The organism is Pseudomonas sp. SIMBA_068, assembly GCF_046534705.1.
GTDB classification, from domain to species: Bacteria; Pseudomonadota; Gammaproteobacteria; order Pseudomonadales; family Pseudomonadaceae; genus Aquipseudomonas; species Aquipseudomonas putida.
Window position 1 is genome coordinate 432694 of sequence record NZ_JAWRYI010000001.1, and the last position, 23315, is coordinate 456008.

The 23315-nt window shown below is 60.7% G+C and carries 24 protein-coding genes and 1 tRNA gene; 14 read left to right on the forward strand and 11 right to left on the reverse strand.

All coding sequences use genetic code 11. The annotated features are described in order from the left end of the window. Positions 1–40: 40 nt before the first annotated feature. From lolA to cysG, 5 genes are read left to right on the forward strand one after another with little or no spacing between them, the layout of a single operon-like run. Positions 41–664, forward strand: a complete 624-nt coding sequence (gene lolA / locus SB756_RS01870) for an outer membrane lipoprotein chaperone LolA (RefSeq protein WP_341796240.1) — start codon at positions 41–43, stop codon at positions 662–664. 12 nt (positions 665–676) lie between these two features. Next, positions 677–2002 carry a replication-associated recombination protein A gene (locus tag SB756_RS01875; RefSeq protein ID WP_341796239.1) on the forward strand — a complete coding sequence of 442 codons (1326 nt, stop codon included), beginning with the start codon at positions 677–679 and terminating at the stop codon, positions 2000–2002. Further along, positions 1999–2373, forward strand: a complete 375-nt coding sequence (gene crcB / locus SB756_RS01880) for a fluoride efflux transporter CrcB (protein ID WP_016711494.1) — start codon at positions 1999–2001, stop codon at positions 2371–2373. Before SB756_RS01875 ends, crcB begins: the two co-directional genes overlap by 4 nt. 30 nt (positions 2374–2403) lie before the next feature. Further along, positions 2404–3684, forward strand: coding sequence for a serine--tRNA ligase (serS, locus tag SB756_RS01885; protein ID WP_102689951.1), 1281 nt, complete (start codon positions 2404–2406; stop codon positions 3682–3684). Next, positions 3685–5076: a siroheme synthase CysG gene (cysG, locus tag SB756_RS01890; RefSeq protein WP_341796238.1), complete on the forward strand. Its 1392-nt coding sequence runs from the start codon at positions 3685–3687 to the stop codon at positions 5074–5076. A gap of 130 nt (positions 5077–5206) precedes the next feature. Here the strand turns inward: cysG and SB756_RS01895 are convergent, their stop codons facing one another. The 8 genes from SB756_RS01895 to SB756_RS01930 all read right to left on the reverse strand — a co-directional run bounded on the left by SB756_RS01895 (position 5207) and on the right by SB756_RS01930 (position 11207). Continuing rightward, positions 5207–6166, reverse strand: coding sequence for a glutathione S-transferase family protein (locus tag SB756_RS01895; RefSeq protein ID WP_410910054.1), 960 nt, complete (start codon positions 6164–6166; stop codon positions 5207–5209). 94 nt (positions 6167–6260) lie between these two features. After that, a complete protein-coding gene (locus SB756_RS01900) occupies positions 6261–7262 on the reverse strand; it encodes a glycosyl transferase family protein (RefSeq protein WP_410910411.1) in 1002 nt (333 codons plus the stop codon). Positions 7263–7273: 11 nt separating this feature from the next. Continuing rightward, the gene (locus SB756_RS01905; RefSeq protein ID WP_016488112.1) at positions 7274–7609 is read right to left on the reverse strand and encodes a TusE/DsrC/DsvC family sulfur relay protein; all 336 of its coding nucleotides are present in this window, start codon (positions 7607–7609) and stop codon (positions 7274–7276) included. Then, positions 7606–7902 (reverse strand): sulfurtransferase complex subunit TusB, encoded by a 297-nt coding sequence (tusB, locus tag SB756_RS01910; protein WP_410910055.1) that lies wholly within the window; start codon positions 7900–7902, stop codon positions 7606–7608. The genes SB756_RS01905 and tusB overlap by 4 nt, the downstream gene beginning before the upstream one ends. After that, the gene (tusC, locus tag SB756_RS01915; RefSeq protein ID WP_410910056.1) at positions 7902–8261 is read right to left on the reverse strand and encodes a sulfurtransferase complex subunit TusC; all 360 of its coding nucleotides are present in this window, start codon (positions 8259–8261) and stop codon (positions 7902–7904) included. Before tusC ends, tusB begins: the two co-directional genes overlap by 1 nt. Before the next feature lies 1 nt (position 8262). Further along, positions 8263–8655 carry a sulfurtransferase complex subunit TusD gene (tusD, locus tag SB756_RS01920; protein WP_016498868.1) on the reverse strand — a complete coding sequence of 131 codons (393 nt, stop codon included), beginning with the start codon at positions 8653–8655 and terminating at the stop codon, positions 8263–8265. A 175-nt stretch (positions 8656–8830) separates the two neighbouring features. Further along, complete coding sequence (locus SB756_RS01925) at positions 8831–10210, reverse strand: nucleobase:cation symporter-2 family protein (protein WP_410910057.1); 1380 nt, start codon at positions 10208–10210, stop codon at positions 8831–8833. A 325-nt stretch (positions 10211–10535) separates the two neighbouring features. Then, positions 10536–11207, reverse strand: coding sequence for a Bax inhibitor-1/YccA family protein (locus tag SB756_RS01930; protein WP_019471940.1), 672 nt, complete (start codon positions 11205–11207; stop codon positions 10536–10538). Positions 11208–11341: 134 nt separating this feature from the next. Here SB756_RS01930 and SB756_RS01935 point away from each other — a divergent pair. After that, positions 11342–11429: transfer RNA gene (locus tag SB756_RS01935), tRNA-Ser, on the forward strand. Between the two features lie 90 nt (positions 11430–11519). After that, positions 11520–11768, forward strand: coding sequence for an entry exclusion lipoprotein TrbK (gene trbK, locus SB756_RS01940; protein ID WP_016498870.1), 249 nt, complete (start codon positions 11520–11522; stop codon positions 11766–11768). Between the two features lie 93 nt (positions 11769–11861). On the opposite strand, the gene SB756_RS01945 is transcribed toward trbK, so the two are convergent. Both SB756_RS01945 and SB756_RS01950 read right to left on the reverse strand, forming a co-directional pair. Next, positions 11862–12131, reverse strand: a complete 270-nt coding sequence (locus tag SB756_RS01945) for a DUF3077 domain-containing protein (RefSeq protein ID WP_019471965.1) — start codon at positions 12129–12131, stop codon at positions 11862–11864. 21 nt (positions 12132–12152) lie between these two features. Further along, complete coding sequence (locus SB756_RS01950; protein ID WP_410910058.1) at positions 12153–12395, reverse strand: hypothetical protein; 243 nt, start codon at positions 12393–12395, stop codon at positions 12153–12155. A gap of 404 nt (positions 12396–12799) precedes the next feature. Between SB756_RS01950 and arfB the strand changes: the two genes are divergently transcribed. The 7 genes from arfB to SB756_RS01985 all read left to right on the forward strand — a co-directional run bounded on the left by arfB (position 12800) and on the right by SB756_RS01985 (position 21961). Further along, on the forward strand, positions 12800–13213 hold the full coding sequence (arfB, locus tag SB756_RS01955) for an alternative ribosome rescue aminoacyl-tRNA hydrolase ArfB (RefSeq protein WP_197898275.1): 414 nt from the start codon (positions 12800–12802) through the stop codon (positions 13211–13213). Positions 13214–13418: 205 nt separating this feature from the next. After that, on the forward strand, positions 13419–14306 hold the full coding sequence (locus tag SB756_RS01960; protein ID WP_132841721.1) for a LysR substrate-binding domain-containing protein: 888 nt from the start codon (positions 13419–13421) through the stop codon (positions 14304–14306). A gap of 150 nt (positions 14307–14456) precedes the next feature. Then, entirely contained in the window at positions 14457–17135 is a 2679-nt protein-coding gene (gene acnA, locus SB756_RS01965; RefSeq protein ID WP_410910059.1) for an aconitate hydratase AcnA, read from the forward strand. A 255-nt stretch (positions 17136–17390) separates the two neighbouring features. Then, positions 17391–18443: a lactonase family protein gene (locus SB756_RS01970; protein WP_410910412.1), complete on the forward strand. Its 1053-nt coding sequence runs from the start codon at positions 17391–17393 to the stop codon at positions 18441–18443. A gap of 60 nt (positions 18444–18503) precedes the next feature. Further along, positions 18504–19820: an MFS transporter gene (locus SB756_RS01975; RefSeq protein WP_410910060.1), complete on the forward strand. Its 1317-nt coding sequence runs from the start codon at positions 18504–18506 to the stop codon at positions 19818–19820. Positions 19821–19961: 141 nt separating this feature from the next. After that, complete coding sequence (locus SB756_RS01980; protein WP_410910061.1) at positions 19962–21215, forward strand: OprD family porin; 1254 nt, start codon at positions 19962–19964, stop codon at positions 21213–21215. Positions 21216–21235: 20 nt separating this feature from the next. Next, positions 21236–21961, forward strand: coding sequence for a transporter substrate-binding domain-containing protein (locus SB756_RS01985; RefSeq protein WP_410910062.1), 726 nt, complete (start codon positions 21236–21238; stop codon positions 21959–21961). A gap of 712 nt (positions 21962–22673) precedes the next feature. Here SB756_RS01985 and SB756_RS01990 read toward each other — a convergent pair. Continuing rightward, positions 22674–23315 (reverse strand): 3-oxoacid CoA-transferase subunit B, encoded by a 642-nt coding sequence (locus SB756_RS01990; protein WP_003251131.1) that lies wholly within the window; start codon positions 23313–23315, stop codon positions 22674–22676.

Sequence of the window (23315 nt, forward strand, 5' to 3'; positions counted from 1 at the left end):
CGGTGGCGCCCGGCCTTTTCAATGCTCAATGAGGATTACCATGCGCGCGATTCGCATGCTGTTGGTTTCTGCCCTTGCTCTGGGCAGCGTTTCGGCTTTTGCCGGTGAGCAAGATGTACAACGCCTGACCCAGCTGCTTGAAAAGTCGCAGACCATCGAGGCCAATTTCTCTCAATTGACCTTGGGTGCCGACGGCGCCAGCCTGCAGGAAACCGCTGGCCAGATGACCGTCAAGCGCCCCGGCCTGTTCTACTGGCACACCAATGCGCCGCAGGAGCAGGTGGTGGTGTCTGATGGCAAGATGGTTACCCTGTGGGACCCGGACCTGGAACAGGCCACCGTCAAGAAGCTCGACGTGCGCCTGAACCAGACCCCGGCACTGCTATTGTCCGGTGACGTGTCGAAGATCAGCCAGAGTTTCGACATCGTCTCGAAAGAGCAGGGCGAAGTAATGGACTTCACCCTCAAGCCGAAGACCAAGGACACCCTGTTCGATTCGCTGCGCGTGTCGTTCCGCAAGGGCCTGATCAATGACATGCAGCTGATCGACAGCGTCGGCCAGCGCACCAATATCCTGTTCAATGGCGTCAAGGCCAACCAGGCGGTGCCGGACAGCAAGTTCAAGTTCGACATCCCCAAGGGCGCGGACGTGATCAAGGAGTAACCGGAGCTCGTCATGGACCTGTTTCGAAGCGAACCCGTTGCCCAGCCCCTGGCCGCCCGCCTGCGCCCGTCCAACCTGGACGAATACGTCGGCCAGGAGCACCTGCTGGCACGCGGCAAACCGCTGCGTGAGGCGCTGGAGCAGGGCGCGCTGCACTCGATGATCTTCTGGGGGCCGCCTGGGGTGGGCAAGACCACCCTGGCGCGGCTGCTGGCGCAGTTCTGCGATGCGCACTTCGAGACGGTGTCGGCGGTACTGGCCGGGGTCAAAGAGATTCGCCAGGCGGTCGAGGTAGCCAAGCAGCAGGCCGGCCAGTATGGCCGGCGCACCATCCTGTTCGTCGACGAAGTGCACCGCTTCAACAAGTCGCAGCAGGACGCCTTTTTACCCTATGTGGAAGACGGCACCCTGCTGTTCATCGGCGCCACCACCGAGAACCCGTCGTTCGAGCTGAACAACGCGCTGCTGTCGCGGGCGCGGGTGTATGTGCTCAAGAGCCTGGACGAGGCGGCCCTGCGCAAGCTGGTCAACCGTGCGCTGACGGAAGAGCGTGGCCTGGGCAAGCGCAACCTGCGGGTGGGCGACGACGCCTTCAAGATGCTGATGGCCGCCGCCGACGGTGATGGCCGGCGCATGCTCAATTTCCTTGAGAACGCCTCGGACCTGGCGGAAGACGGCAGCGAAATCGACGTCGAGATGCTGCAGAGCCTGCTGGGTGACAGCCGTCGCCGCTTCGACAAGGGCGGCGAGGCGTTCTACGACCAGATTTCCGCGCTGCACAAGTCGGTGCGCGGCTCCAACCCCGATGGCGCCCTGTACTGGTTTGCCCGCATGCTCGACGGCGGCTGCGACCCGCTGTATATCGCCCGCCGCGTGGTGCGCATGGCCAGCGAGGACATCGGCAACGCCGACCCGCGCGCGCTTGGCCTGTGCCTGGCGGCCTGGGACGTGCAGGAGCGCCTGGGCAGCCCCGAGGGCGAACTGGCGGTGGCCCAGGCCATTACCTACCTGGCCTGTGCGCCAAAGAGCAACGCGGTGTACATGGGCTTCAAGACCGCCCTGCGCGAAGCGGCCGAGCATGGCTCGCTGGAAGTGCCGTTGCACCTGCGCAACGCCCCGACCAAGCTGATGAAACAACTGGGCTATGGCGACGAGTACCGTTATGCCCACGATGAACCCGATGCCTACGCCGCTGGTGAAGATTACTTCCCCGATGAGCTGGAGCCACGCCCGTACTACCAGCCGGTGCCCCGTGGCCTGGAACTGAAGATTGGCGAGAAGCTGCGCCACTTGGCCGACCTCGATCGCAACAGCCCCCGCCAGCGGAGAAAACCGTGATTGCACTCATTGCCGCCGTCAGCGCGGGCGGTATCGCCGGCACCTTGTTGCGCTTCGCTACCGCCAACTGGGTAGCGGCCCACTGGCCACGTCACTTCTATGCCGGTACGCTGGCGGTCAACCTGGTTGGCTGCCTGCTGATCGGCCTGCTCTATGGCTTGTTCTTGCACAAGCCGCTGGCGCCGGTCGAGCTGCGCGCTGGCCTGATTGTCGGCTTCCTCGGAGGCCTTACAACGTTTTCCTCTTTCTCGCTCGATACCGTGCGCCTGATGGAAAGCGGGCAAGTGCCCCTTGCCTTGGGCTATACCAGTATCAGCGTGGTGGGCGGGCTGCTCGCGACCTGGGCCGGTCTGTCTTTGACCCGATTCTGAACCAACACCTACCTATAACGAGAGAACGATATGCTCGATTCCAAACTGTTACGCGGCCAACTTCAGGAAGTGGCGCAACGCCTGGCCTCCCGTGGCTTCAGCCTGGATGTCGCGCGCATCGAATCACTGGAAGAGCGCCGCAAGGCGGTGCAGACCCGTACCGAGCAGCTGCAGGCCGAGCGTAACGCCCGTTCCAAGTCCATCGGCCAGGCCAAGGCCAAGGGCGAAGACATCGCGCCGCTGATGGCCGACGTCGAGCGCATGGCTAACGAGCTGGCTGCCGGCAAGACCGAACTGGACGGCATTCAGGCCGAACTGGACGGTATTCTGCTGACCATCCCCAACCTGCCGGACGCCAGCGTACCGGTCGGAGCCAGCGAGGATGACAACGTCGAAGTGCGCCGTTGGGGTACGCCGACCGCCTTTGACTTCGTAATCAAGGACCACGTCGCCCTCGGCGAAGTCAGCGGTGGCCTGGACTTCGAGGCCGCAGCCAAGCTGTCTGGTGCCCGCTTTGCCGTGCTGCGTGGCCCGATCGCCCGCCTGCACCGCGCCCTGGCGCAGTTCATGATCAACCTGCACACCGGCGAGCACGGCTACGAGGAGCACTACACCCCGTACCTGGTGCAAGCGCCTGCCTTGCAGGGCACTGGCCAGCTGCCGAAGTTCGAGGAAGACCTGTTCAAGATCACCCGCGAAGGTGAAGCTGACTTCTACCTGATCCCGACTGCCGAAGTGTCGCTGACCAACCTGGTAGCGGGTGAAATCCTCGACGCCAAGCAGCTGCCGCTGAAACTGGTTGCCCACACCCCTTGCTTCCGCAGTGAAGCCGGTGCTTCTGGCCGTGACACCCGCGGCATGATCCGCCAGCACCAGTTCGACAAGGTCGAGATGGTGCAGGTGGTGGAACCGGCCAAGTCGATGGAAGCCCTGGAAGGCCTGACCGCCAACGCCGAGCGCGTGCTGCAGCTGCTGGAGCTGCCGTACCGCGTGCTGGCCCTGTGCACCGGAGACATGGGCTTTGGTGCGGTGAAAACCTACGACCTGGAAGTGTGGGTACCGAGCCAGGACAAGTACCGCGAAATCAGCTCGTGCTCCAACTGTGGCGACTTCCAGGCACGCCGCATGCAGGCCCGCTGGCGCAACCCGGAAACCGGCAAGCCAGAGCTGGTGCACACCCTCAACGGCTCCGGCCTGGCCGTGGGCCGTACCCTGGTTGCCGTGCTGGAAAACTACCAGCAGGCTGACGGCTCGATCCGTGTGCCAGACGTGCTGAAGCCGTACATGGGCGGCGTCGAGGTCATCCGCTAAATGGATTACCTGCCGCTGTTCCACAAGCTGCAGGGCGGCCGCGTGCTGGTCGTCGGTGGCGGTGAGATCGCCTTGCGCAAGGCGCGCCTGCTGGCGGATGCCGGTAGCGAGCTGCGCGTGGTGGCGCCGGAGGTCGACGGCCAGTTGGCTGCGTTGGCCCGGGAAGGTGGCGGTGAGGTGCTGGTGCGTGGCTATCAGGCAGCCGACCTGGTCGGTTGCCGGCTGGTGATCGCGGCTACCGACGACCCTGAGCTGAATGCCCAGGTGTCGGCGGATGCGCAGGCACTCAGCCTGCCCGTCAACGTGGTGGATGCCCCGGCCCTGTGCACGGTGATCTTCCCGGCGATTGTCGACCGTTCACCACTGGTGATTGCGGTATCCAGTGGCGGTGACGCCCCGGTGTTGGCGCGTTTGATCCGCGCCAAGCTGGAGGCCTGGATTCCGTCGGCCTATGGTGAGCTGGCCGGGCTGGCTGCGCGTTTCCGGCACAAGGTCAAAACCTTGTACCCGGACGTCAACCAGCGTCGCGGCTTCTGGGAAACCGTGTTCCAGGGGCCGATTGCCGAGCGCCAGCTGGCCGGGCAGGGCGCTGAGGCCGAACGCCTGTTGCAGGCGATGGTGGATGGCGCGCCGGTGCAGCAGGGTGGTGAGGTGTACCTGGTAGGTGCTGGCCCGGGCGACCCGGACTTGCTCACCTTCCGCGCCTTGCGCCTGATGCAGCAGGCCGATGTGGTGCTGTACGACCGCCTGGTGGCGCCTGCCATTATCGAGATGTGCCGGCGTGATGCCGAGCGCATCTACGTGGGCAAGCGCCGTGCTGACCATTCCGTGCCCCAGGACCAGATCAACCGCCTGCTGGTCGACCTGGCCAAGCAGGGCAAACGCGTGTTGCGCCTGAAGGGTGGCGACCCGTTCATCTTCGGCCGGGGTGGCGAAGAGATCGAAGAGCTGGCCGAGCATGGCATCCCGTTCCAGGTGGTGCCGGGCATTACTGCGGCCAGTGGCTGTTCCGCTTATGGCGGTATACCGCTGACTCACCGCGACTACGCCCAGTCGGTGCGTTTCGTCACCGGGCACCTGAAGGATGGCACCAGCAACCTGCCGTGGAATGACCTGGTGGCGCCGGCGCAGACGTTGGTGTTCTACATGGGGTTGGTCGGTTTGCCGACCATCTGTGCCGAGCTGATTCGCCATGGCCGGGCGGCAAGTACCCCGGCGGCGTTGGTGCAGCAGGGGACTACGCGTAACCAGCGGGTGTTCACCGGTACTTTGGCGGACTTGCCAGAGCTGGTGGCCCGGCATGAAGTGCATGCGCCGACCCTGGTGATTGTGGGGGAAGTGGTGCAGTTGCGTGACAAGCTGGCCTGGTTCGAAGGTTCGCAGAACAGCTGAAATTGTCGGGGCCGCTTTGCGGCCCATTCGCAGCACAAGGCTGCTCCTACAGGGATCGCGTGAAGCTCTGCGTGATTCCTGTAGGAGCAGCCTTGTGCTGCGAATGGGCTGCAAAGCAGCCCCGGCTATCTCAAGCCTGCCAGATCCCTTTCCCCACCAACATCTCCCGATCATGCGGCAAGCCAAAGTCCTGCAAAGGCCCCTTAGGCACGATCCCGGTCGGGTTGATGGTCTTGTGGCTCATGTAATAGTGCTTCTGGATATGCTCCATATCCACCGTCCCCGCCACCCCCGGCCACTGGTACAGCTCACGCAGCCAGTTCGACAGGTTGTGATAGTCACTGAGGCGGCGCAGGTTGCACTTGAAGTGCCCGTGGTACACCGCATCGAAGCGCACCAGCGTGGTAAACAGGCGTACATCGGCCTCGGTCAGGTACTCACCGGCCAGGTAGCGGTTACGGCTCAGCACGTCTTCCAGATGATCCAGCTCGTTGAACACATCGTCGAACGCTGCCTCGTAGGCGTCTTGCGTGGTGGCAAAGCCTGCGCGGTACACGCCATTGTTCACCGCCGGGTAAATGCGCTCGTTCAATGCCTCGATGGTCGGCCGCAGTGGCTCGGGGTACAGGTCCAGCGTATTGCCGGTCAGTTCGTTGAACGCGCTGTTGAAGATGCGGATGATCTCCGACGACTCGTTGTTGACGATACGTTTTTCTTTCTTGTCCCACAGCACAGGCACGGTCACGCGGCCGGTGTAATGCGGGTCATCCTGTGTATAGCGTTGGTGCAGGTACTGCAGGCCGTCGAGGTGGTCACCGCTGGAGCCTTGCTGCTGGTCGAAGGTCCAGCCATTGTCTTGCATCAGCCAGCTGACCACCGACACATCGATCAATGACTCAAGGCCTTTCAGGGCACGCAAGATCAGAGTGCGGTGGGCCCATGGGCAGGCCAGCGAGACGTACAGGTGGTAACGGCCAGCCTCCGGGGCGGGCAGCTGATTGCGGCGCTGGGCGTTTTCGCGTTTGAACGTGCCGTCCTTGCCGTTTTCATACCACTGGTCGTGCCAGCGGCCGTCGATCAAAAGGCCCATGGTGAGCTCCTGAAACAAAGTTGTTTGTCGTTGGAGCCCAGTCTAGGCCAAATCGTTCGAACAAATAGCGCAAAGATCGGGGTGCTATTATCGGCTAAATCGATCTATTCCGCGTATTCCAATAGCCTTGCGCTGTCGCGAATGCCTGCTCGCGGTCTTGCCCCAGGCCACGCAGGGCCAGGGCCATGGTCGCGATCAGGGCCTTTTCGCCATAACTGTCTTCCACTTCACCGCGCCAGAACGCGCGCAGGTGCTCGGCCTGCAGGCTGCCCGGTTTGACATGGCGGCGCTCGCTCAGCGCTGGCCACTCTTCGTCCCACGCTTCGCCTGCCGTGGTGCCGTAGAGGTGGCTGATGACATCGGGGTTGACCTCGATCTCGCCGCCATCGCCCTTGATCACCACAGCATGGTCGCCCAACAGGCGGCTGGCCTCACGGTGCACGGCCTGGTAGCCAGGGTGGAAGATGCTTTGCAGGCCACAGCGTGCGCCCAGCGGGTTAAGTACCCGGGCCAGCGAATGGATGGGCGAGCGCAGGCCCAAGGTGTTGCGCAGGTCGATCATGCGCTGCAACTGCGGTGCCCAGTCATGCAGCGGGAAGAACGCCAACTGGTGCTGGTCGAGGGCGTTGCCGACGGCGGCCCAGTCGCGGCACAGCGGGATCTGCAGCAGGTCGAGCAGTTGCTCGCTGTACATGCGCCCGGCAGTGTGTGCGCCGCCGCCGTGCATCAGGATGCGCACGCCATTGCCGGCCAGGCACTTGGCCGCCAGCAGGTACCAGGGCAGGTGGCGCTTCTTGCCGGCGTAGGTGGGCCAGTCCAGGTCCACCGCAATGCTCGGTGCCTGCAGGTGGGCGCGCAGGGCCTCGGTGAAGCCGGCCAGCTCTTCGGCGCTTTCTTCCTTGTGGCGCAGCAGCATGAGGAAGGCACCCAGCTGGGTGTCTTCGACCTTGCCTTCCAGCAGCAGGGTCATCGCCGCGCGGGCTTCTTCGCGGGTCAGGCCGCGCGCGCCGCGCTTGCCTTTGCCAAGAATGCGCACGAATTCAGCGAACGGGTGTTCGGCGGGGGTCTCCAGGGTGAGGGGACGAGCTTCATTCAAGAGGGGCTGGGTCATATGCAGTTGGTCGGCTTGGGCAGGCCCGCCAGCTTGGCGGCAAGTTTGGCGGGGGTGCCATTGAACAGGCGGTTCAGGTGCGGGCTGTTGCCCTTTTCCGGGCCCAGCTTCAGGGCCGTGTACTTGATCAGCGGGCGCGTGGCCGGGGACAGCTGGTATTCCTGGTAGAACTGGCGCAGCAGTTCGAGGATTTCCCAATGGTCCGCCGTCAATGGGATACCCTCGCGCTCGGCCAAAGCCTCGGCGGCGGCGCGGGACCAGTCTTGCAGGTCGACCAGAAAGCCGTCCTTGTCCAGGGCGATCGCTTGATCGCCAACGTTGAGCGTACTCATAGCCAGCTGTTGACCTTGTCGTAATGCAGCGACAGTTCGACAAACCCGGCGTAGTCCACGGCCTTGGCCAGGTCGTTGTCGACCGCGCGGGCTTGCACATCCTCGTCCAGGGCGAACAGGCGCTGGGCCAGGCCGGCAGCTTGCAGCTGGCGGTGCGGCTCGCTGCCGCTGCGCAGGGCATACACCGCATCGCCGCACAGCAGCAACGCGTCGTCTTTGCCGAGCAGGCGCAGGCAGCTGGCCAGGCGCTCGTCGCCAAACGGGGAGTGGGCAATTACATGCAGGGTTGTCATCAGAGCGTTACCACCTGGTCGAAACGGGCGATCAGCGCGGCAAGGGCCGGGTCATCCAGCACTTGCACCGGCAGCGCCAGGGTATCGGCTGCCACGCCGCGGCGGGTGAGGCTGTGGCTGCAGGCGAACAGCTCCTCGACACCGAACATCGGCAGCGCCTGCAGGTTGGCGGCCAGGTTCTTCTGTTGCACGGCGGTGGGTTGCTGGCCGGGAGCGAGCTGGAACACCCCGTCGTCCAGGAACAGCATGCCCAGCGGCAGGTCAAAGGCCCCGCCGGCCAGGGCAATGTCCAGTGCTTCGCGGGCTGATGGGCCGTTCCACGGCGCCTGACGGCTGATGATCAACAAGGATTTGGCCATTTCAGTCGCCTCCGAAGCAGACAAGGCGGTCGGCAACCTGCGCCGCTTCATGCAGCTGGCCAAGCCCCGACAGTTCCCAAGGTTTGGGCAGGTTCACCGCCGGGCGCTGGTAACGGTTGGCTTCGGCCTCGTCGAGCACGCCACGGCGCAGGGCGGCGGCGATGCAAACCACGGCGTCCAGCTGGTGAGTCTCGATAAAGGCACGCCATTGGCTGGCCACGTCCAGTTCGTCCTGGGGCGCGACCACGTTGGCCGAGGCACTGTGCACCCCGTCCTGATAAAAGAACAGCCGGGCAATCTCATGCCCGCCGGCCAGCACCGCCTCGGCGTAGCGCAAGGCGCGCCGCGAGGAGGGCGCATGGGCCGGGGAGAACACCGCGATAGCGAATTTCATGGATAACTCATGCAAAGGAATGCCGCCATGATAAAGCAAAAAAGCCCGCGCCCGCTTGTGCAAGCGGCGCGGGCTTTCTATGTATCCGTGTGCCCTACGCGACCCCTGTGGGAGCGGCCTTGTGTCGCGATGGGCTGCAAAGCAGCCCCATGGCCCTGTCAGAAGCACACAAGACTCAAGCCTGCTCCTTGCTCTCCGGCAAGAACCAGTTCAGCACCAGCGCACAGATCCCCCCGGTAGCCACACCCGACTCCAGCACATTGCGAATCGCCGCCGGCATATGCGCCAGGAACTCCGGCACCTGCGCAACGCCCAGGCCCAGCGCCAACGACACGGCAATGATCAGCAGCGCCCGGCGGTCCAGCCGGGTGCTGGCCAGAATATTGATCCCCGAAGCCGCAACCGCCCCGAACATCACCATGGCCGCGCCACCCAGCACCGGCTCCGGCACTGCCTGGATCACCCCGGCAACGCTAGGGAACAGCCCCAGCACCACCAGCATCACGGCAATCCACAGACCAATGTGACGGCTGGCAATGCCGGTCAGCTGAATTACCCCGTTGTTCTGGGCAAAGATCGAGCTGGGGAAGGTGTTGAACACACCGGCCAGCAGCGAGTTGGCACCGTTGACCAGCACGCCACCCTTGATCCGCTGCATCCATACCGGCCCTTCGACCGGCTGGCGCGACACCTTGCTGGTGGCGGTAACGTCACCGATGGCTTCCAGCGAAGTCACCAGGTAGATCACCAGCATCGGAATGAACAGCGCCCACGAGAAGCCCAGGCCGAAGTGCAGCGGGGTCGGCACCTGGAACAACGCGGCTTCGTGCATGCCGGTAAAGTCCAGGCGGCCCATGTAGCCGGCCAGTGCATAGCCAACCGCCAGTGCAATGACGATGGCGCAGCTGCGCATCCACACTACCGGCACGCGGTTGAGGATCACGATGATCGCCAGCACCACGCCCGACAGCAGCAGGTTCTCGCCATTGGCAAAGGTGCCATTGGCCATGGCGCCGAAGCCACCACCCATGCTGATCAGGCCGACCTTGATCAAGGTCAGGCCGATCATCAGCACCACGATACCGGTCACCAGCGGGGTGATCAGGCGTTTGACGAACGGCAGGATGCGCGACACGCCCATCTCTACGAACGAGCCCGCAATCACCACGCCGAAGATGGCCGCCATTACACCTTCTACCGGCGTGCCTTGCTTGACCATCAGCGCGCCGCCCGCAATCAGCGGGCCGACAAAGTTGAAGCTGGTGCCCTGCACGATCAGCAGCCCGGCGCCGAATGGGCCAAAGCGCTTGCACTGCACGAAGGTGGCGATACCCGAGATCACCAGCGACATGGAAACGATCAGGTTGGTATCACGCGCAGAAACGCCCAGCGCCTGGCAAATCAGCAGGCCAGGGGTAACGATCGGCACAATGATCGCCAGCAAGTGCTGCAGGGCAGCCAGCAGGCCGATCAGCAGCCGTGGCTTGTCCTCCAGGCCAAGCACCAGTTCATTGGCAGGCGCCGACGCGCCTGGGCTGTGTTCGTGTGAGCTCATTGCTGAAAGCCGCCCCGGAAGAAAAAAGGAGCGCATTCTACGGGGTGAAGAGGGATTGCGGTAGAGAAAAGCACGATGGCGGCATGATCGGCGAGCATTTGCTTGTTTATCTGACTTTTTGGTCAGCAATTGCGGTTGGCGGGGTTGTGAGGGTGGGCCAGGTATCCGCCTTGAGTTATAGGGAGGGGCAGAAATCGAGCGCCGCCCGCGCGGCGGTCGATTTATCAGGCACTGAACCTCTATCGACGTACACCCCGCACCCCAGTCCCCTTTCGAAAACCCACAAAAAAGCCCGCCGAAGCGGGCTTTCTCACACAGCAATCAATCAGTCATCGCGACCCATGATGCCAAACAGCTGCAGCAGGCTGACAAACAGGTTGTAGATCGACACATACAGGCTGATGGTCGCCATGATGTAGTTACGCTCGCCACCATGAATGATCGCGCTGGTCTGGAACAGGATGCAGACCGACGAGAACAGCACGAAGCCAGCGCTGATCGCCAGTTGCAGGCCGCTGATCTGGAAGAAGAAGCTGGCAACGACAGCACCCAGCAACACGAAGAAGCCCGCAGTGATGAAACCGCTGAGGAAGCTCATGTCCTTGCGGGTGATCAGCACATAAGCCGACAGGCCACCAAACACCAGCGCAGTCATGGCAAACGCCGAGCTGACCACTTCAGCGCCACCGGCCATGCCCAGGTAACGGTTGAGGATAGGGCCGAGAATGAAGCCCATGAAGCCGGTGAGGGCGAAGGTGGACACCAGGCCCCAAGCCGAATCACGCAGCTTGTTGGTCAGGAAGAACAGCCCGTAGAAGCCGATCAATACCACAAATATGTTCGGGTAGCCGACGCGCATCTGCTGGGCCACGAATGCCATGACACCGCTGAAGGCGAGGGTAAGCGCCAGCAGGCTGTACGTGTTGCGCAGGACCTTGCTGATCTCCTGCTGCTCGACCTGCTGGCCGTGGTGGACGGCGTAATCCTGTTCGCGCATGGCGACACTCCTTGGTAAAACCTGTGGTTTCAGACGTTCAGATGCTAGGAGTCTATCAGAGCTCCTGCAACCCGCGACACAGAGAGTTTGACAGCGTGTTTCATTACGGTATTATGGCGGCCGCAAAACGAGCTGGAAGCGTGGCCGAGTGGTTTAAGGCAACGGTCTTGAAAACCGTCGATGGGCAACTATCCTAGAGTTCGAATCTCTACGCTTCCGCCATATTTAAAGCCCTGATTATTCAGGGTTTTTTGCGTTTTTGGGGCCTGTAAAACGGGCTGTTGGAGCGGGTCAATTCAAAGGAGTGAGTGAATGTCCATTGTGCCTTTTGCACGTCTGGTTGCAGCGCTTGGCGTTGCCGTGAGCCTTACAGCCATTGCCGAAGACAGGGTGCCTGAACCCAACGAAGCGAATTGCTCGGGTGAAACCTATGAGCAAATCCTGGCGAGCCTCTCCAAGGAATGGGACCGCAATGAGTTCATCGCCAACTGCAAAAGCTTCCATGCTGCCAAAAAGATGACCAAGTGGAAGTTCGAAAAGAGCCCACCTGACAGCTTCTGAGCCCAGCTCAAGCCCCGGCAGAGATGCTGGGGCTTTTTTGCATCAGGTTGGGGCTGTAGGCGCTTTTCGAGCCAATGTCGGATGCCAGGCAAATCAGCGCATCATGCCCAGCTCGGCATCATCCATCAGCGCCTTGGCCAGCGCACTCAGATAGTGAGCAGCCCAGATCATCATCGGTTTCTCTTCCATCAACCCGATAATCGTCAGCTCCCGCACGTACCCCATCAACTCCGAAGATTGCTCCCGGGCGCTTTTGCAGGGAATTCCGGCTTCGATGCGAAACAGTGGGTGGGTCTGGTTTTCACCCTGGTAGAACGTGGTCTTGCCTACTGTGGTTTGTTCGTTCGATTCGTCTGTAGTCATGGGTCCATCTCCCTGATCGGCTCAGTGCTGCATTCGCAGCTCGTTCGGCACCTGTACCTGAACCAATGCGGACTCAAGTAACGAGCGCAGGGACTCAAGTTCATGGGTCGTCGCCATCATCAGCACCGCTGCAGGTGACTTGGGCTGCATCAGCATCGCTTGTTGCGAAATGGCTAGCGCGCAGACGGCATGTTCCGCGGCTTGGATGAGGGTGTCTTCGAGGGAGTGGAGCGTGTGGGGTGGGTCGGGGACCATCTTGAGCATTGTTCAATTCCCTATTGGTGCTGCCACCTCTCAGCCGTCAAGCAAAAGGGTGGCAGCTGTACGAGGGTTGACGGACCGGCGGAATTGAGAAGCTCCGGCGCACGCAAGCGTGCCCGCACGTACAGCCACCATAAATAGGTGCCATAACTCAAAACCATCGCGGCCCGTCAAAGCCGTGTCGCTGATGAGCAGCGACCGGCCCAGACTAGAGCCCCAATAGGGCACCCGCAACGGAAAATAGGCGGCAACAGTATCTTTGGGAAATGCCCTACAAGAAAGCGAAAAATTCTGATTTTTCGACACAGATAGACATCATCTTGGGTGGGGATAGCAAGGAATCGTGCGTTGTTCTATGGGAGCGCGGCCAAGGCTGTGATAATGGTGGCAATGACAAGGGCCATACCATGCTGATCATCTCCAATAACGTGCATCTGCCGGATGCCGAAATCGAACTGACCTATATCCGCGCGCAAGGCGCAGGTGGGCAGAATGTCAACAAGGTGTCCAGCGCCGTACACCTGCGCTTCGACATCCCGGCCTCGTCGTTGCCCGAGTTCTACAAGGAGAGGCTGCTGGCGCTGCGTGACAGTCGCATCACCGGCGACGGTGTGTTGATCATCAAGGCCCAACAATACCGCACCCAGGAGCAGAACCGTGCTGACGCACTGGCGCGTCTTGGCGAGTTGATCATCGCTGCCGGCAAGACCGAAAAGAAACGCCGCCCCACCAAGCCGACCCTCGGCTCGAAGACCCGCCGCCTCGAAGGCAAAGCCAGACGGAGCACTGTCAAGGCGGGCAGGGGGAAGGTGGATTTCTAGTGCTGGTGGTGGACGTTGCTGGTTTCTGCGTGTTGCCGGGCGTTCTGGCAAGGAATGCGGTCGTTGTGCTTCGGGCCGATCATCGTCAAGCTGAGTAAGCGCAGATTGCAGGCTCGCCGGGACGGCACGAGCCAGGCGCAGGCCCCATGGGTTTTGGACCACTGCACTCGCGGGGCTTCAAAAGCTATCTACCAGGAACTGAATAGTGCGCTACGACCTCACTAGCCTTGACCTTTTCATCACCGTTGCTCAAGAGCGCAACCTCACTCGGGCAGGGCGAATCAAGCATGTCGCGGTCTCGGCCATCAGCAAAAGGATCACTGAGCTTGAGGCGCAGATCGGCTCCCCTCTGTTGCTGCGTAATGCACGCGGCGTCGAGCTGACGCCAGCGGGGCAGTCCTTGCTGTTCTATGCCAGGCAACTCAAGCAAACCATGGCGCAGCTCGACACGGAATTGAGTGGTTACGCCAGCGGGGTCAAGGGGCATATCCGCATCCACGCCATCACTTCCGCGCTGTCCCAATTCTTGCCACAGGACGTTGACGGCTTTGCCCAGTTGTACCCACAGATCAAGTTTGATATCGAGGAACGAGTGGGTTCTGCGGTGATCCGAGCAGTGGCCGATGGGCGAGCTGATCTTGGGATCATTGCAGCACAAACAGCCTCAGAGGGGCTTGAGGCGCTGACCTACAGGCATGATGAGTTGACCTTGGTGGTCCCCAGTGGTCATGAGCTAGCCACGCGTAAGGTCATCAAATTCAAGGAGGTGCTGGAGCATGAATTCGTTGGCCCTCACCTTGAAAGCTCGATGCACACCTTGCTGACAGCGGAGGCCGCCAAGCTGGGTATGAGCCTCAAGTTACGTATTCGGATTAGCAGCTTCGACTGCATGTGCAGGATGGTGTCTGCCGGGCTGGGTATCGCTGTGCTGCCTCGTAGTGTCATCAACCAGTATCTGCGCAGCCACAAGCTCAAGGCTGTGACCCTGGATGAGCCATGGGCACACCGCACGCTGTTACTGGTGGTCAGAAAGTACGAAGCCGCATCCCCCACGCTCAAAACGTTCATCGATCACCTGAAGCTACCAGAGTAGAGCAGTCCGTCAGCGTTCTCGTTTGGAGAACGCTGTTGTGGTAATTGACCAATTTTCATCCCCGCAGACTGCTCTTAGTATCGGCTCAACCGCCTAAGGCATGGCTCCGTGCATGCCTGCTAGCACTATAAGAAGCCGAGCGAAATGAGCATGACCGAGACTGCCTGCGACCTCTTTACTCCCCTGACAATCAACGATGATTCGTTCACGATTGTCGATCTGGGCAAGATGCTTGATCACAGCCAGCTGGCAAAGCTGCCGTATTCCATTCGTATCCTGCTGGAGAACGTTGCACGCTGCTCTCCAGAAGCCTTGCCGTCAGTGTTGGCGAGAGCTACCGGGCAGGGCCCGGACTGCGAAGTACCTTTCCAGCCCAACCGCCTGATGTTCCATGACACCACCTGCCTGCCTGCTTTGGCCGACTTCGCCGGCATGCGGGATGTTGTCGCCGAGCTGGGTGGCGATCCACAGGCGATGAACCCGCTGATCCCCGCTGTACTGACTATCGACCACTCGGTAATCGTCGAGCGCTACGCCGAGGCGAACGCGGTCGAGCAGAACCTGGACATCGACTTCCGCCGCAACAGCGAGCGCTACCGCTTCATCAAATGGGCTCAGAAGAGCCTGGACAACTTTGGTGTGATCCCACCGGGTACCGGCATCATTCACCAGATGAACATGGAGGCGTTGGCCCAGGTCGTTTGGGAAAGTCGCGCAGCGAACGGGGAGCGCCTGCTCCACCCTGACGACATGGTCGCCACCGACAGCCACACGCCGATGATCAATGCCATTGGTGTGCTGGGCTGGGGCGTTGGTGGGCTGGAAGGGCAGGCCGCCATGGTGGGTGAACCGGTACCGATCAGCTTCCCGAAAGTGATTGGTATCCGCGTGACCAATGCCATGCGTCCAGGTGTAACAGCCACCGATTTGTCCCTGCATGTGGCAGAAATTCTGCGTAAGCGCTCGGTCGTGGGCAAGTTCGTGGAGTTCACTGGGCCAGGCCTCTCCACGCTTAGCTGGGCAGCACGTGGCACAGTCTCCAACATGGCGCCCGAGTACGGGGCGACGGTTGTGTTCTTCCCGTTCGACAACGAGACGTTGGCCTACCTGGAGCTCAGCGGTCGTTCGGCCAAGTTGCGCGAGCAAGTCATCGCCTACATGAGCGCCCAGCCGCTGTGGCGTCGTGACGAATTGGCCGAGCCGGAATTCGACGAGCTCATCGAGCTTGATCTGGCGCGCATCGAGCCGAGTGTTGCAGGCCCACACCAACCGCACCAACGTCAGCCACTTTCCAAGGCCGCAGCGTCGTTCCAGGATGAAGTGCTGGGCGGCGGCAAGCTGATCACAGCTCCGCAAGAGCAGAGCTTCTTCGAGCCTTCTTTTGGTGAGTCGATCACTCACGGCGCTGTGGTGATGTCGGCTATTACCAGCTGTACCAACACCGCAAACCCGGCGCAGATGATCCAGGCGGGTTTGCTCGCCCGTAAGGCCCGGAGCCTGGGCCTTCAGCGTAAGCCGTGGGTCAAGACGTCGCTCTCGCCTGGCTCGCAGGTGGTCGCAGACTACTTGGCTGAAGCCAACCTGCTGGAAGACTTTTCTGCATTGGGCTTCGATCTGGCGGGCTTCGGTTGCATGACCTGCATCGGCAACTCGGGGAAGCTCGAAGAGCACGTTGAGCATTTCGCCGATCAAGGCCTCAAAGGCGTGGTCGTGTTGTCCGGCAACCGAAATTTCGAAGGCCGGGTGAACCCTAAAGTACCGGCAGGCTATCTGGCATCCCCGGCGTTGTGCGTTGCCTACGCCATCGCCGGTACCATCGATATCGACCTGACTTCGCAGCCGCTTGCCACGGATGCTGGGGGCCAGCCGGTATTCTTGCAGGATCTGATGCCAAGCGATGCTGACATTGCCGATGAGGTCGCCAAGGTGGTCAAGCCGGAGTTCTTCCAGCATCGCCTGGCAACTGTCTGGGAGGGTACGCACCATTGGCAGGCGCTTTCTGCCGAGGGTAGTGTCCAGTTTCCCTGGAGGCCCGAGTCTACCTACCTGCGTCGTCCGCAATACCTGGCGGATATCCAGGCGCAGCCCAATGCGTCCCTGGCTATCAATGGTGCTCGGGCGCTGATGGTGCTTGGCGACAACGTCACCACCGACCACATCTCGCCAGCAGGCGCGATCCCTGCCAATAGCTTGGCGGGCCAATGGTTGCTCGAACGTGGTGAGGATCCACAGGACCTCAACCAGTATTCCACGCGTCGCAGTAACCATGAAGTGATGCTGCGTGGTGCCTTCACCAACAAATCAGTTAAGAACCGTCTCCTTGGCGATCAGCAGCCAGGGCTGGGCGCCTGGGCGTGGAATGCTGACCACAGCGAATGCTTACCGCTGTACGAGGCCGCCAAAAGCTATGCCCTGCACAAGACACCGATGGTGGTCTTTGCAGGTATCAACTACGGCGCTGGCTCCAGCCGTGACTGGGCCGCGAAGGCACAGGCCCTGCTTGGGGTGAAGGCGGTGGTTGCGCAAAGCATCGAGCGTATTCACCGCAGCAATCTGATCGGCATGGGCGTACTGCCTCTGGTCTTCAAACCTGGCCAAAGCGTTGACGACCTTCGTTTGGATGGCAGCGAGCAGTTCGATTTCCTGGGCCTTGATGAGCTGGCTGTAGGCGAGAACCTGATCAAGCTGATCGTTCATCGCGCCGATGGCCGTCGTGATGAAGCCGAGGTTATTGCGCGTGTGGATTCGCAGCAGGAAGTGCGCTACCTGGCCAACGGTGGTGTGCTCCCGTTCGTGATCCGCAAGGTTGTTGCCCGCACTCGGGCTTGATGTTTAAAGGCCCCATGCGGGGGCCTACTTGGCCAAAACAATAAGAAGGACTCGTCCATGGATCGCGAACAATCCAACGTTGTTGCGCCTGACCTCGCGTGCGTCACGCACGCAGGGTTATGCCGTCGCACGCTGATCAAGCACTTAGGTGCAGCCACCGGCCTCGGTATCCTGGGCTCATTGCTACCTGCAGGGTTGGTCAGCGCCGCGAGTGCCATGTCTTCAAACAATTCTGCAAGCGGGAGTAATACCCCAATGTTCGCTTATGTCGGATCGCGCACAACCCGGGAGCGCAATGCCCGTGGTGATGGCATCACGGTCTATCGGTTGAATCAAGACGCCGGCACGCTGGAGCAGGTGCAGTTGGTCGACGACTTGGTGAATCCCTCGTTTCTTGCCCTCAATCGCGCCGGTGATCGCCTCTACACTGTTCATGGCGACCGCAGTGAGGTCAGTGCCTTCAGCGTCGACAAGGCAAATGGGAAGCTGACATTCCTCAACCGCCAAAGCTGTGAAGGAAAGAATCCGGTGCATTTGGCGCTGGATCCGAGTGAGCGGTTCCTGGTGGTTTCCAACCATATTACCGGCACCTTGGCAGTGCTCAATGTGGAAGAAAATGGCGCCTTGGGCGGTATCAATCAATTGCTCAAGCTTGAAGGCCCCACTGGCCCTCATCGGGTTGAGCAGCCATTCGCCAAGCCGCATTTCAACCCGTTTGATGCAACAGGGAACTACGTTCTGGTACCGGATAAAGGCCTGGATCGAGTGTTCAGCTTCCGCTTTGACAACGGCAAGCTGCACCCTGCCGACCAGCCATTCGCTGTTGCCCGCGAGGGTTCTGGCCCGCGTCATATCGCAATGCACCCCAAAGCCGGTTTCGCCTATGTGATCAACGAGCTGGACTCAACCGTTACCAGCTACCGTTTCGACTCGCGCAGTGGTGCCCTGCAACCGTTCCAGGTATTGCCGTCGCTGCCGGCGAGCTATACCGGCAACAGCCGCGCGTCCGAGATCGAAGTGGACCGCAGCGGGCGTTTCCTCTATGCCTCCAATCGCGGTTACGACAGCATCGCTGTGTTCAAGATTGATCAAGGAAGTGGCCTGCTGAGCCCTGTCGACTTCGTGCCTAGCGAAGGGAAAACGCCGCGTTTCTTCAGCCTGACGCCAAATCAGCGTTTCCTGTTTGCACTCAATGAGGACAGCGACAGCATCGTGTCATTTGCCGTCGATCCGCAGACCGGTGGTTTGAGCAAGACAGATTTTTCGATTTCGACCGGCAGCCCGGTCTGCATGATCTTTTCCGCCTGATACCTGCTGCAACGATAACAATTAAAGGGCGAGCTACGGTTCGCCCTAGATGAGGTCTCTATGAACAACAACAAAACTGTCGATGAGCAGGCTGTCGTTCGCAAGGTTACCTTGCGGATCATCCCGTTCATGTTCTTGCTGTACATCGTCTCCTACCTGGACCGCGCCAATATTGGTTATGCCGCGCTGGAGATGAACAAGGAACTCGCCCTGACCAGCGAGGCGTTCGGTTTCATTTCCGGGATCTTCTTCATCGGCTATTTCCTGTTCGAAGTGCCGAGCAACGTGATGCTCAACAAATACGGTGCGCGGGTCTGGATAGCCCGAATCCTGGTGACCTGGGGCCTGATTGCTGCCGCTACCGCCTTCGCCCAGACCGCCAACCAGCTTTACGTGCTGCGCTTTTTCCTGGGCGTGGCCGAGGCGGGCTTCTTTCCGGGCGTGATCGTCTACCTGACCTACTGGTTCCGCTCGAAGGAGCTGGCCACGACCGTCGCGCTGTTCACGGCGGCAATCCCGGTCAGCTACATCATAGGCGCGCCGCTTTCGACCTGGATCATGGACAACATCAAGTGGCTGGACTGGAGCGGCTGGCGTTGGATGCTGTTCCTCGAAGGCGTCCCGGCCGTGTTCCTTGGCATAGCCTGCTTCTTGTTCCTGACTGACAAACCGGAGCAGGCCAAATGGCTTACCCAGCAGGAGAAAGACTGGCTGCTCGCCGAGCTCGAGCGTGATCGCCAGAGCCGCAAGAACGTCAAGCGACTGGGTGTGTTCAAGACAATGGTCAACAAGAAGGTGCTGTACCTGGCCTTCATCTATTTCGTGTACCAGTGCGGCAGCCTGGGTGTGGGTTACTGGATGCCGCAGATCATCAAAGGCTTCTCCAGCGAGCTTACGCACACGCAAATCGGTTTGATCGCAATGCTGCCCTATATCGTTGCGACGGTAGCGATGATTATTTGGTCGCGAAGCTCTGATAGACGAAACGAGCGCAAGATGCATTCTGCGATCCCCCTTGCAGTGGCGGCCTTGGGCCTGGTGGGGGCGGGCATGTTGTCCAGTCCTGTGGCCTCGATGGCGATGATCTGTGTGGCATTGTCGGGTCTCTACAGCTTCAAATCCCCGTTCTGGGCACTGCCCACCCTGTTCCTTGATCGTGCTACCGCAGCGGTATCCATCGCAGTAATCAACTCCATCGGCAACCTGGGTGGCTTCGTTGGCCCATCAATGATTGGCGTGGTTAAAGGCAACAGCCAGAGCGCCGCTACCGGCCTGCTGTTCCTCAGCGCACTGCTGCTCATCGCGTTCCTGATGACTGCACTGATGCGTGTGACCAACAAAGAGCCCGATCAGCCAGTAGCCGCTTCAGCCCACTGACCTGCTGACAGAGTCGCTCTTACAGGGCATTCCAATCTTTGTAAGGGCGGTTCCAGACCGCGTAGCAATCCCCGTAACGAATAATTTCTTCCTGGCCCGTTCCGGGTCGGGCAGCGTCATGCCAAAAAATGGAATCGCCAGATGCACAACAACAAAAACATCCTGCGCACCCTGATCACTCTGTCCCCGTGCCTGGTCGTCGGTACCGCCGGTGCAGAAGGTTTTGCCGAGGACAGCAAGGCAAGCCTGCAACTGCAGAACTACTACTTCAATCGCGATTTTCGCGAGGGTGCCGGCCAGTCCAAACGGGAAGAATGGGCCCAGGGATTCCTCTTCGATTTCCGCTCTGGTTACACCCCAGGCACTGTGGGCTTTGGCCTTGATGCGTTGGGGATGCTGGGTATCAAGCTGGATTCAAGCCCTGACCGATCCGGTTCCGGCCTGCTGCCGGTGCATGACGATGGGCGCGCTGCCGATGAATTCAGTCGTCTCGGCCTGACCGCCAAGGTGAAGGTTTCCGAAAGCGAGCTCAGGTACGGAACACTCATCCCCAAGCTGCCGACCGTGCAGGCCAATACCGGGCGGATACTGCCGCAGACCTTCGAAGGTGGCTTGATGACCAGTAACGAAATCGAGGGTTTCACGCTGACGGGTGCACGCTTCAATCGCGTGACTGATCGTGACTCGACCGACGCTCAGAAAATCACCCTGAACAACAAGAACCGCAGGTTTACCGGTGCTGTGGAAGGTGATGATTACTGGGTGGGCGGATTTGATTACGCGGTTAATAAAGGGCTGACACTTAGCTACCAGTACGCCGAACTGCAGGACGTGTACCGGCAAAACTTTTTGGGTATCAATCACACGTGGAGCATTGGCCCCGGTAAGCTCAGAAGCGATTTGCGCTACATGCTGAGCGACGACGCTGGCAACGCGAATGCTGGCGCCATCGACAGTGGTGCGCTCAGTGGGTTGTTCACTTATAGCCTGGGCGGCCATGCATTTGGCCTCGGGCTACAGAAAATGAACGGTGACACTTCGATGCCATTTCTCAATGGCACGGATCCGTACCTCACCAACTATATCCAGATCAACGATTTCGCCGAGCCTGGCGAACGCTCCTGGCAGCTGCGTTACGACTACAACTTTGCCGCCATCGGCATTCCTGGGCTGACGTTCATGAGTCGCTATGTCAAAGGCGATCACGCTGATGCAGCTACCCATGCCGGGGAAGGCCGTGAGTGGGAGCGCAATACTGATATTGCATACGTATTCCAGTCCGGTGCATTGAAAAATGTTGGTATCCGTTGGCGCAATGCGGCCTACCGCGCGAACCTTGCGCGTGGCGCGGATGAGAATCGCTTGATCGTTTCGTATACCTTGCCAATCTGGTAAACCCCTTTCAGGAGATCCCTATGACCACCATCACCCCCGCGGTACTCGATGACCTGGCTCCAGGTGGCGTCATGCACGCTGCGATCAACTTTGGTAACCCCGTGCTCGCTCAGCGTGGCCCGAATGGCGAGCCACAAGGCGTATCCGTTGCACTTGCCAAAGCCCTTGCGCAAGAACTGGGTGTGAAGCTGGAAATGCGCACTTTCGATGCCGCAGGCAAAGTCTTTGCCGCGTTGGACGAGGGGGTATGGAGCCTGGCGTTTCTGGCTATCGAGCCGGTGCGTGAGGCGCAGATCTCGTTCAGCGAACCCTACGTCATTATTGAAGGCACGTACCTCGTTGAGCGCGACTCCCCATTCCAGTCGGTGGCTGATCTGGACCAAGCCGGGCTGAAGCTGGCAGTGGGCAAGGGGGCTGCCTACGATCTGTTTCTGACCCGTACCCTGAAGAACGCCGAGCTTGAACGCGCGGACACGTCCGCAGGGGCGGTTGATCTGTTCCTTGAACAAAAACTCGATGCGGCTGCGGGCGTGCGCCAACCCTTGCAGAAGGTAGCTGATCTCGACCCGCTCTATCGCGTGCTGGAAGACGCCTTCACCTCAATCCGCCAGGCAATGGCGGTGCCACGTGGACGGGATGCGGGCGCGGCATACGTAAGGGCATTCGTTGAGCGAAAAAAAGCTGAAGGTTTCATTCATGCGGCTCTGGCTCAGAGCGGCCAGGCGGACGTGACCGTCGCACCTTGAATCGTGCCAGGAAAGCGATAGTCTCGGGCTGAAATGGGGTGATGCCTGGGGTAGCGGCTGTTGATCGGGGCCATAGGGGGCTGCTGTGCAGCCCATCGCAGGCAAGCCAGCTCCTACAGGTACTGCGCAGCTTTCGAGGCTGGCGCATCAACCTGTAGGAGCGGCCTTGTGCCGCGAAAGGGCCGCAAAGCGGCCCCCCGGATTTTGGCGTTACATCCACTGTTGCTGGGGCTGCTTCGCAGCCCTTTCGCGGCACAAGGCCGCTCCTACAAAGGACCGCGCGTGTTTCTGAGATTTTCTGGAAGGCGGGTGCTGTCACTCGGCAGGCATTTCTCCCGAGGCATGCACAGGACCTGTGGGAGCGGCCTTGTGCCGCGAAAGGGCCGCAAAGCGGCCCCCCGGATTTTGGCGTTACATCCACTGTTGCTGGGGCTGCTTCGCAGCCCTTTCGCGGCACAAGGCCGCTCCTGCAAAGGACCGCGCGTGTTTCTGAGATTTTCTGGAAGGCGGGTGCTGTCACTCGGCAGGCATTTCTCCCGAGGCATGCACAGCACCTGTAGGAGCGGCCTTGTGCCGCGAAAGGGCCGCAAAGCGGCCCCCCGGATTTTGGCGTTACATCCACTGTTGCTGGGGCTGCTTTGCAGCCCTTTCGCGGCACAAGGCCGCTCCTACAAAGGTCCGCGTAAGGCAACAGACTGTGTAAGCCGGAAGATCACTTGATCAGCGGCACACCGCTCAGCTTCTGCAACTCGTCAAAGTCGATATCTGCACAAATCTCGACCACTTTCAGCCCTTCAGGCGTCACTTCCAGTACGGCCAGGTCGGTGTAGATGCGGCTGACGCAAGCAATGCCGGTCAGCGGGTAGGTGCACTCGGGCACCAGCTTGCTTTCGCCGGTCTTGGTCAGGTGGTCCATCATCACGAACACTTGGCGAGCGCCGGTGGCGAGGTCCATCGCGCCGCCTACGGCCGGGATCGAACCTTCGGCACCGGTGTGCCAGTTGGCCAGGTCGCCCTTGACCGAGACCTGGAAGGCGCCCAATACGGCGATGTCCAAGTGGCCGCCACGCATCATCGAGAACGAGTCGGCGTGGTGGAAGAAGGCACCACCGGTCAGCAGGGTGACGTGCTGTTTCCCGGCGTTGATCAGGTCATCGTCTTCCTCCCCCGGCGCAGGGCTTGGGCCCATGCCCAGAAGGCCGTTCTCGCTGTGCAGGAATACTTCCTTGTCGCCCAGGTAGTTGGCTACCAGAGTAGGAGCGCCAATGCCCAGGTTTACGTACGCGCCTTCCTGGATGTCTGCGGCCACGCGCTGGGCCATCTCGGTGCGGGAGAGCTTTTTGGTGATGGTCAT

What these genes read in the sequence shown, in the direction of transcription:
- lolA (WP_341796240.1), top strand. Translation starts at nt 41, where the DNA reads ATGCGCGCGATTCGCATGCTGTTGGTTTCTGCCCTTGCTCTGGGCAGC.
- SB756_RS01875 (WP_341796239.1), top strand. Translation starts at nt 677, where the DNA reads ATGGACCTGTTTCGAAGCGAACCCGTTGCCCAGCCCCTGGCCGCCCGC.
- serS (WP_102689951.1), top strand. Translation starts at nt 2,404, where the DNA reads ATGCTCGATTCCAAACTGTTACGCGGCCAACTTCAGGAAGTGGCGCAA.
- cysG (WP_341796238.1), top strand. Translation starts at nt 3,685, where the DNA reads ATGGATTACCTGCCGCTGTTCCACAAGCTGCAGGGCGGCCGCGTGCTG.
- SB756_RS01895 (WP_410910054.1), bottom strand. Translation starts at nt 6,166, where the DNA reads ATGGGCCTTTTGATCGACGGCCGCTGGCACGACCAGTGGTATGAAAAC.
- SB756_RS01905 (WP_016488112.1), bottom strand. Translation starts at nt 7,609, where the DNA reads ATGAGTACGCTCAACGTTGGCGATCAAGCGATCGCCCTGGACAAGGAC.
- tusB (WP_410910055.1), bottom strand. Translation starts at nt 7,902, where the DNA reads ATGACAACCCTGCATGTAATTGCCCACTCCCCGTTTGGCGACGAGCGC.
- tusC (WP_410910056.1), bottom strand. Translation starts at nt 8,261, where the DNA reads ATGGCCAAATCCTTGTTGATCATCAGCCGTCAGGCGCCGTGGAACGGC.
- tusD (WP_016498868.1), bottom strand. Translation starts at nt 8,655, where the DNA reads ATGAAATTCGCTATCGCGGTGTTCTCCCCGGCCCATGCGCCCTCCTCG.
- SB756_RS01925 (WP_410910057.1), bottom strand. Translation starts at nt 10,210, where the DNA reads ATGAGCTCACACGAACACAGCCCAGGCGCGTCGGCGCCTGCCAATGAA.
- SB756_RS01930 (WP_019471940.1), bottom strand. Translation starts at nt 11,207, where the DNA reads ATGCGCGAACAGGATTACGCCGTCCACCACGGCCAGCAGGTCGAGCAG.
- trbK (WP_016498870.1), top strand. Translation starts at nt 11,520, where the DNA reads ATGTCCATTGTGCCTTTTGCACGTCTGGTTGCAGCGCTTGGCGTTGCC.
- SB756_RS01945 (WP_019471965.1), bottom strand. Translation starts at nt 12,131, where the DNA reads ATGACTACAGACGAATCGAACGAACAAACCACAGTAGGCAAGACCACG.
- SB756_RS01950 (WP_410910058.1), bottom strand. Translation starts at nt 12,395, where the DNA reads ATGCTCAAGATGGTCCCCGACCCACCCCACACGCTCCACTCCCTCGAA.
- arfB (WP_197898275.1), top strand. Translation starts at nt 12,800, where the DNA reads ATGCTGATCATCTCCAATAACGTGCATCTGCCGGATGCCGAAATCGAA.
- acnA (WP_410910059.1), top strand. Translation starts at nt 14,457, where the DNA reads ATGACCGAGACTGCCTGCGACCTCTTTACTCCCCTGACAATCAACGAT.
- SB756_RS01970 (WP_410910412.1), top strand. Translation starts at nt 17,391, where the DNA reads ATGTTCGCTTATGTCGGATCGCGCACAACCCGGGAGCGCAATGCCCGT.
- SB756_RS01975 (WP_410910060.1), top strand. Translation starts at nt 18,504, where the DNA reads ATGAACAACAACAAAACTGTCGATGAGCAGGCTGTCGTTCGCAAGGTT.
- SB756_RS01980 (WP_410910061.1), top strand. Translation starts at nt 19,962, where the DNA reads ATGCACAACAACAAAAACATCCTGCGCACCCTGATCACTCTGTCCCCG.
- SB756_RS01985 (WP_410910062.1), top strand. Translation starts at nt 21,236, where the DNA reads ATGACCACCATCACCCCCGCGGTACTCGATGACCTGGCTCCAGGTGGC.
- SB756_RS01990 (WP_003251131.1), bottom strand. Translation starts at nt 23,315, where the DNA reads ATGACCATCACCAAAAAGCTCTCCCGCACCGAGATGGCCCAGCGCGTG.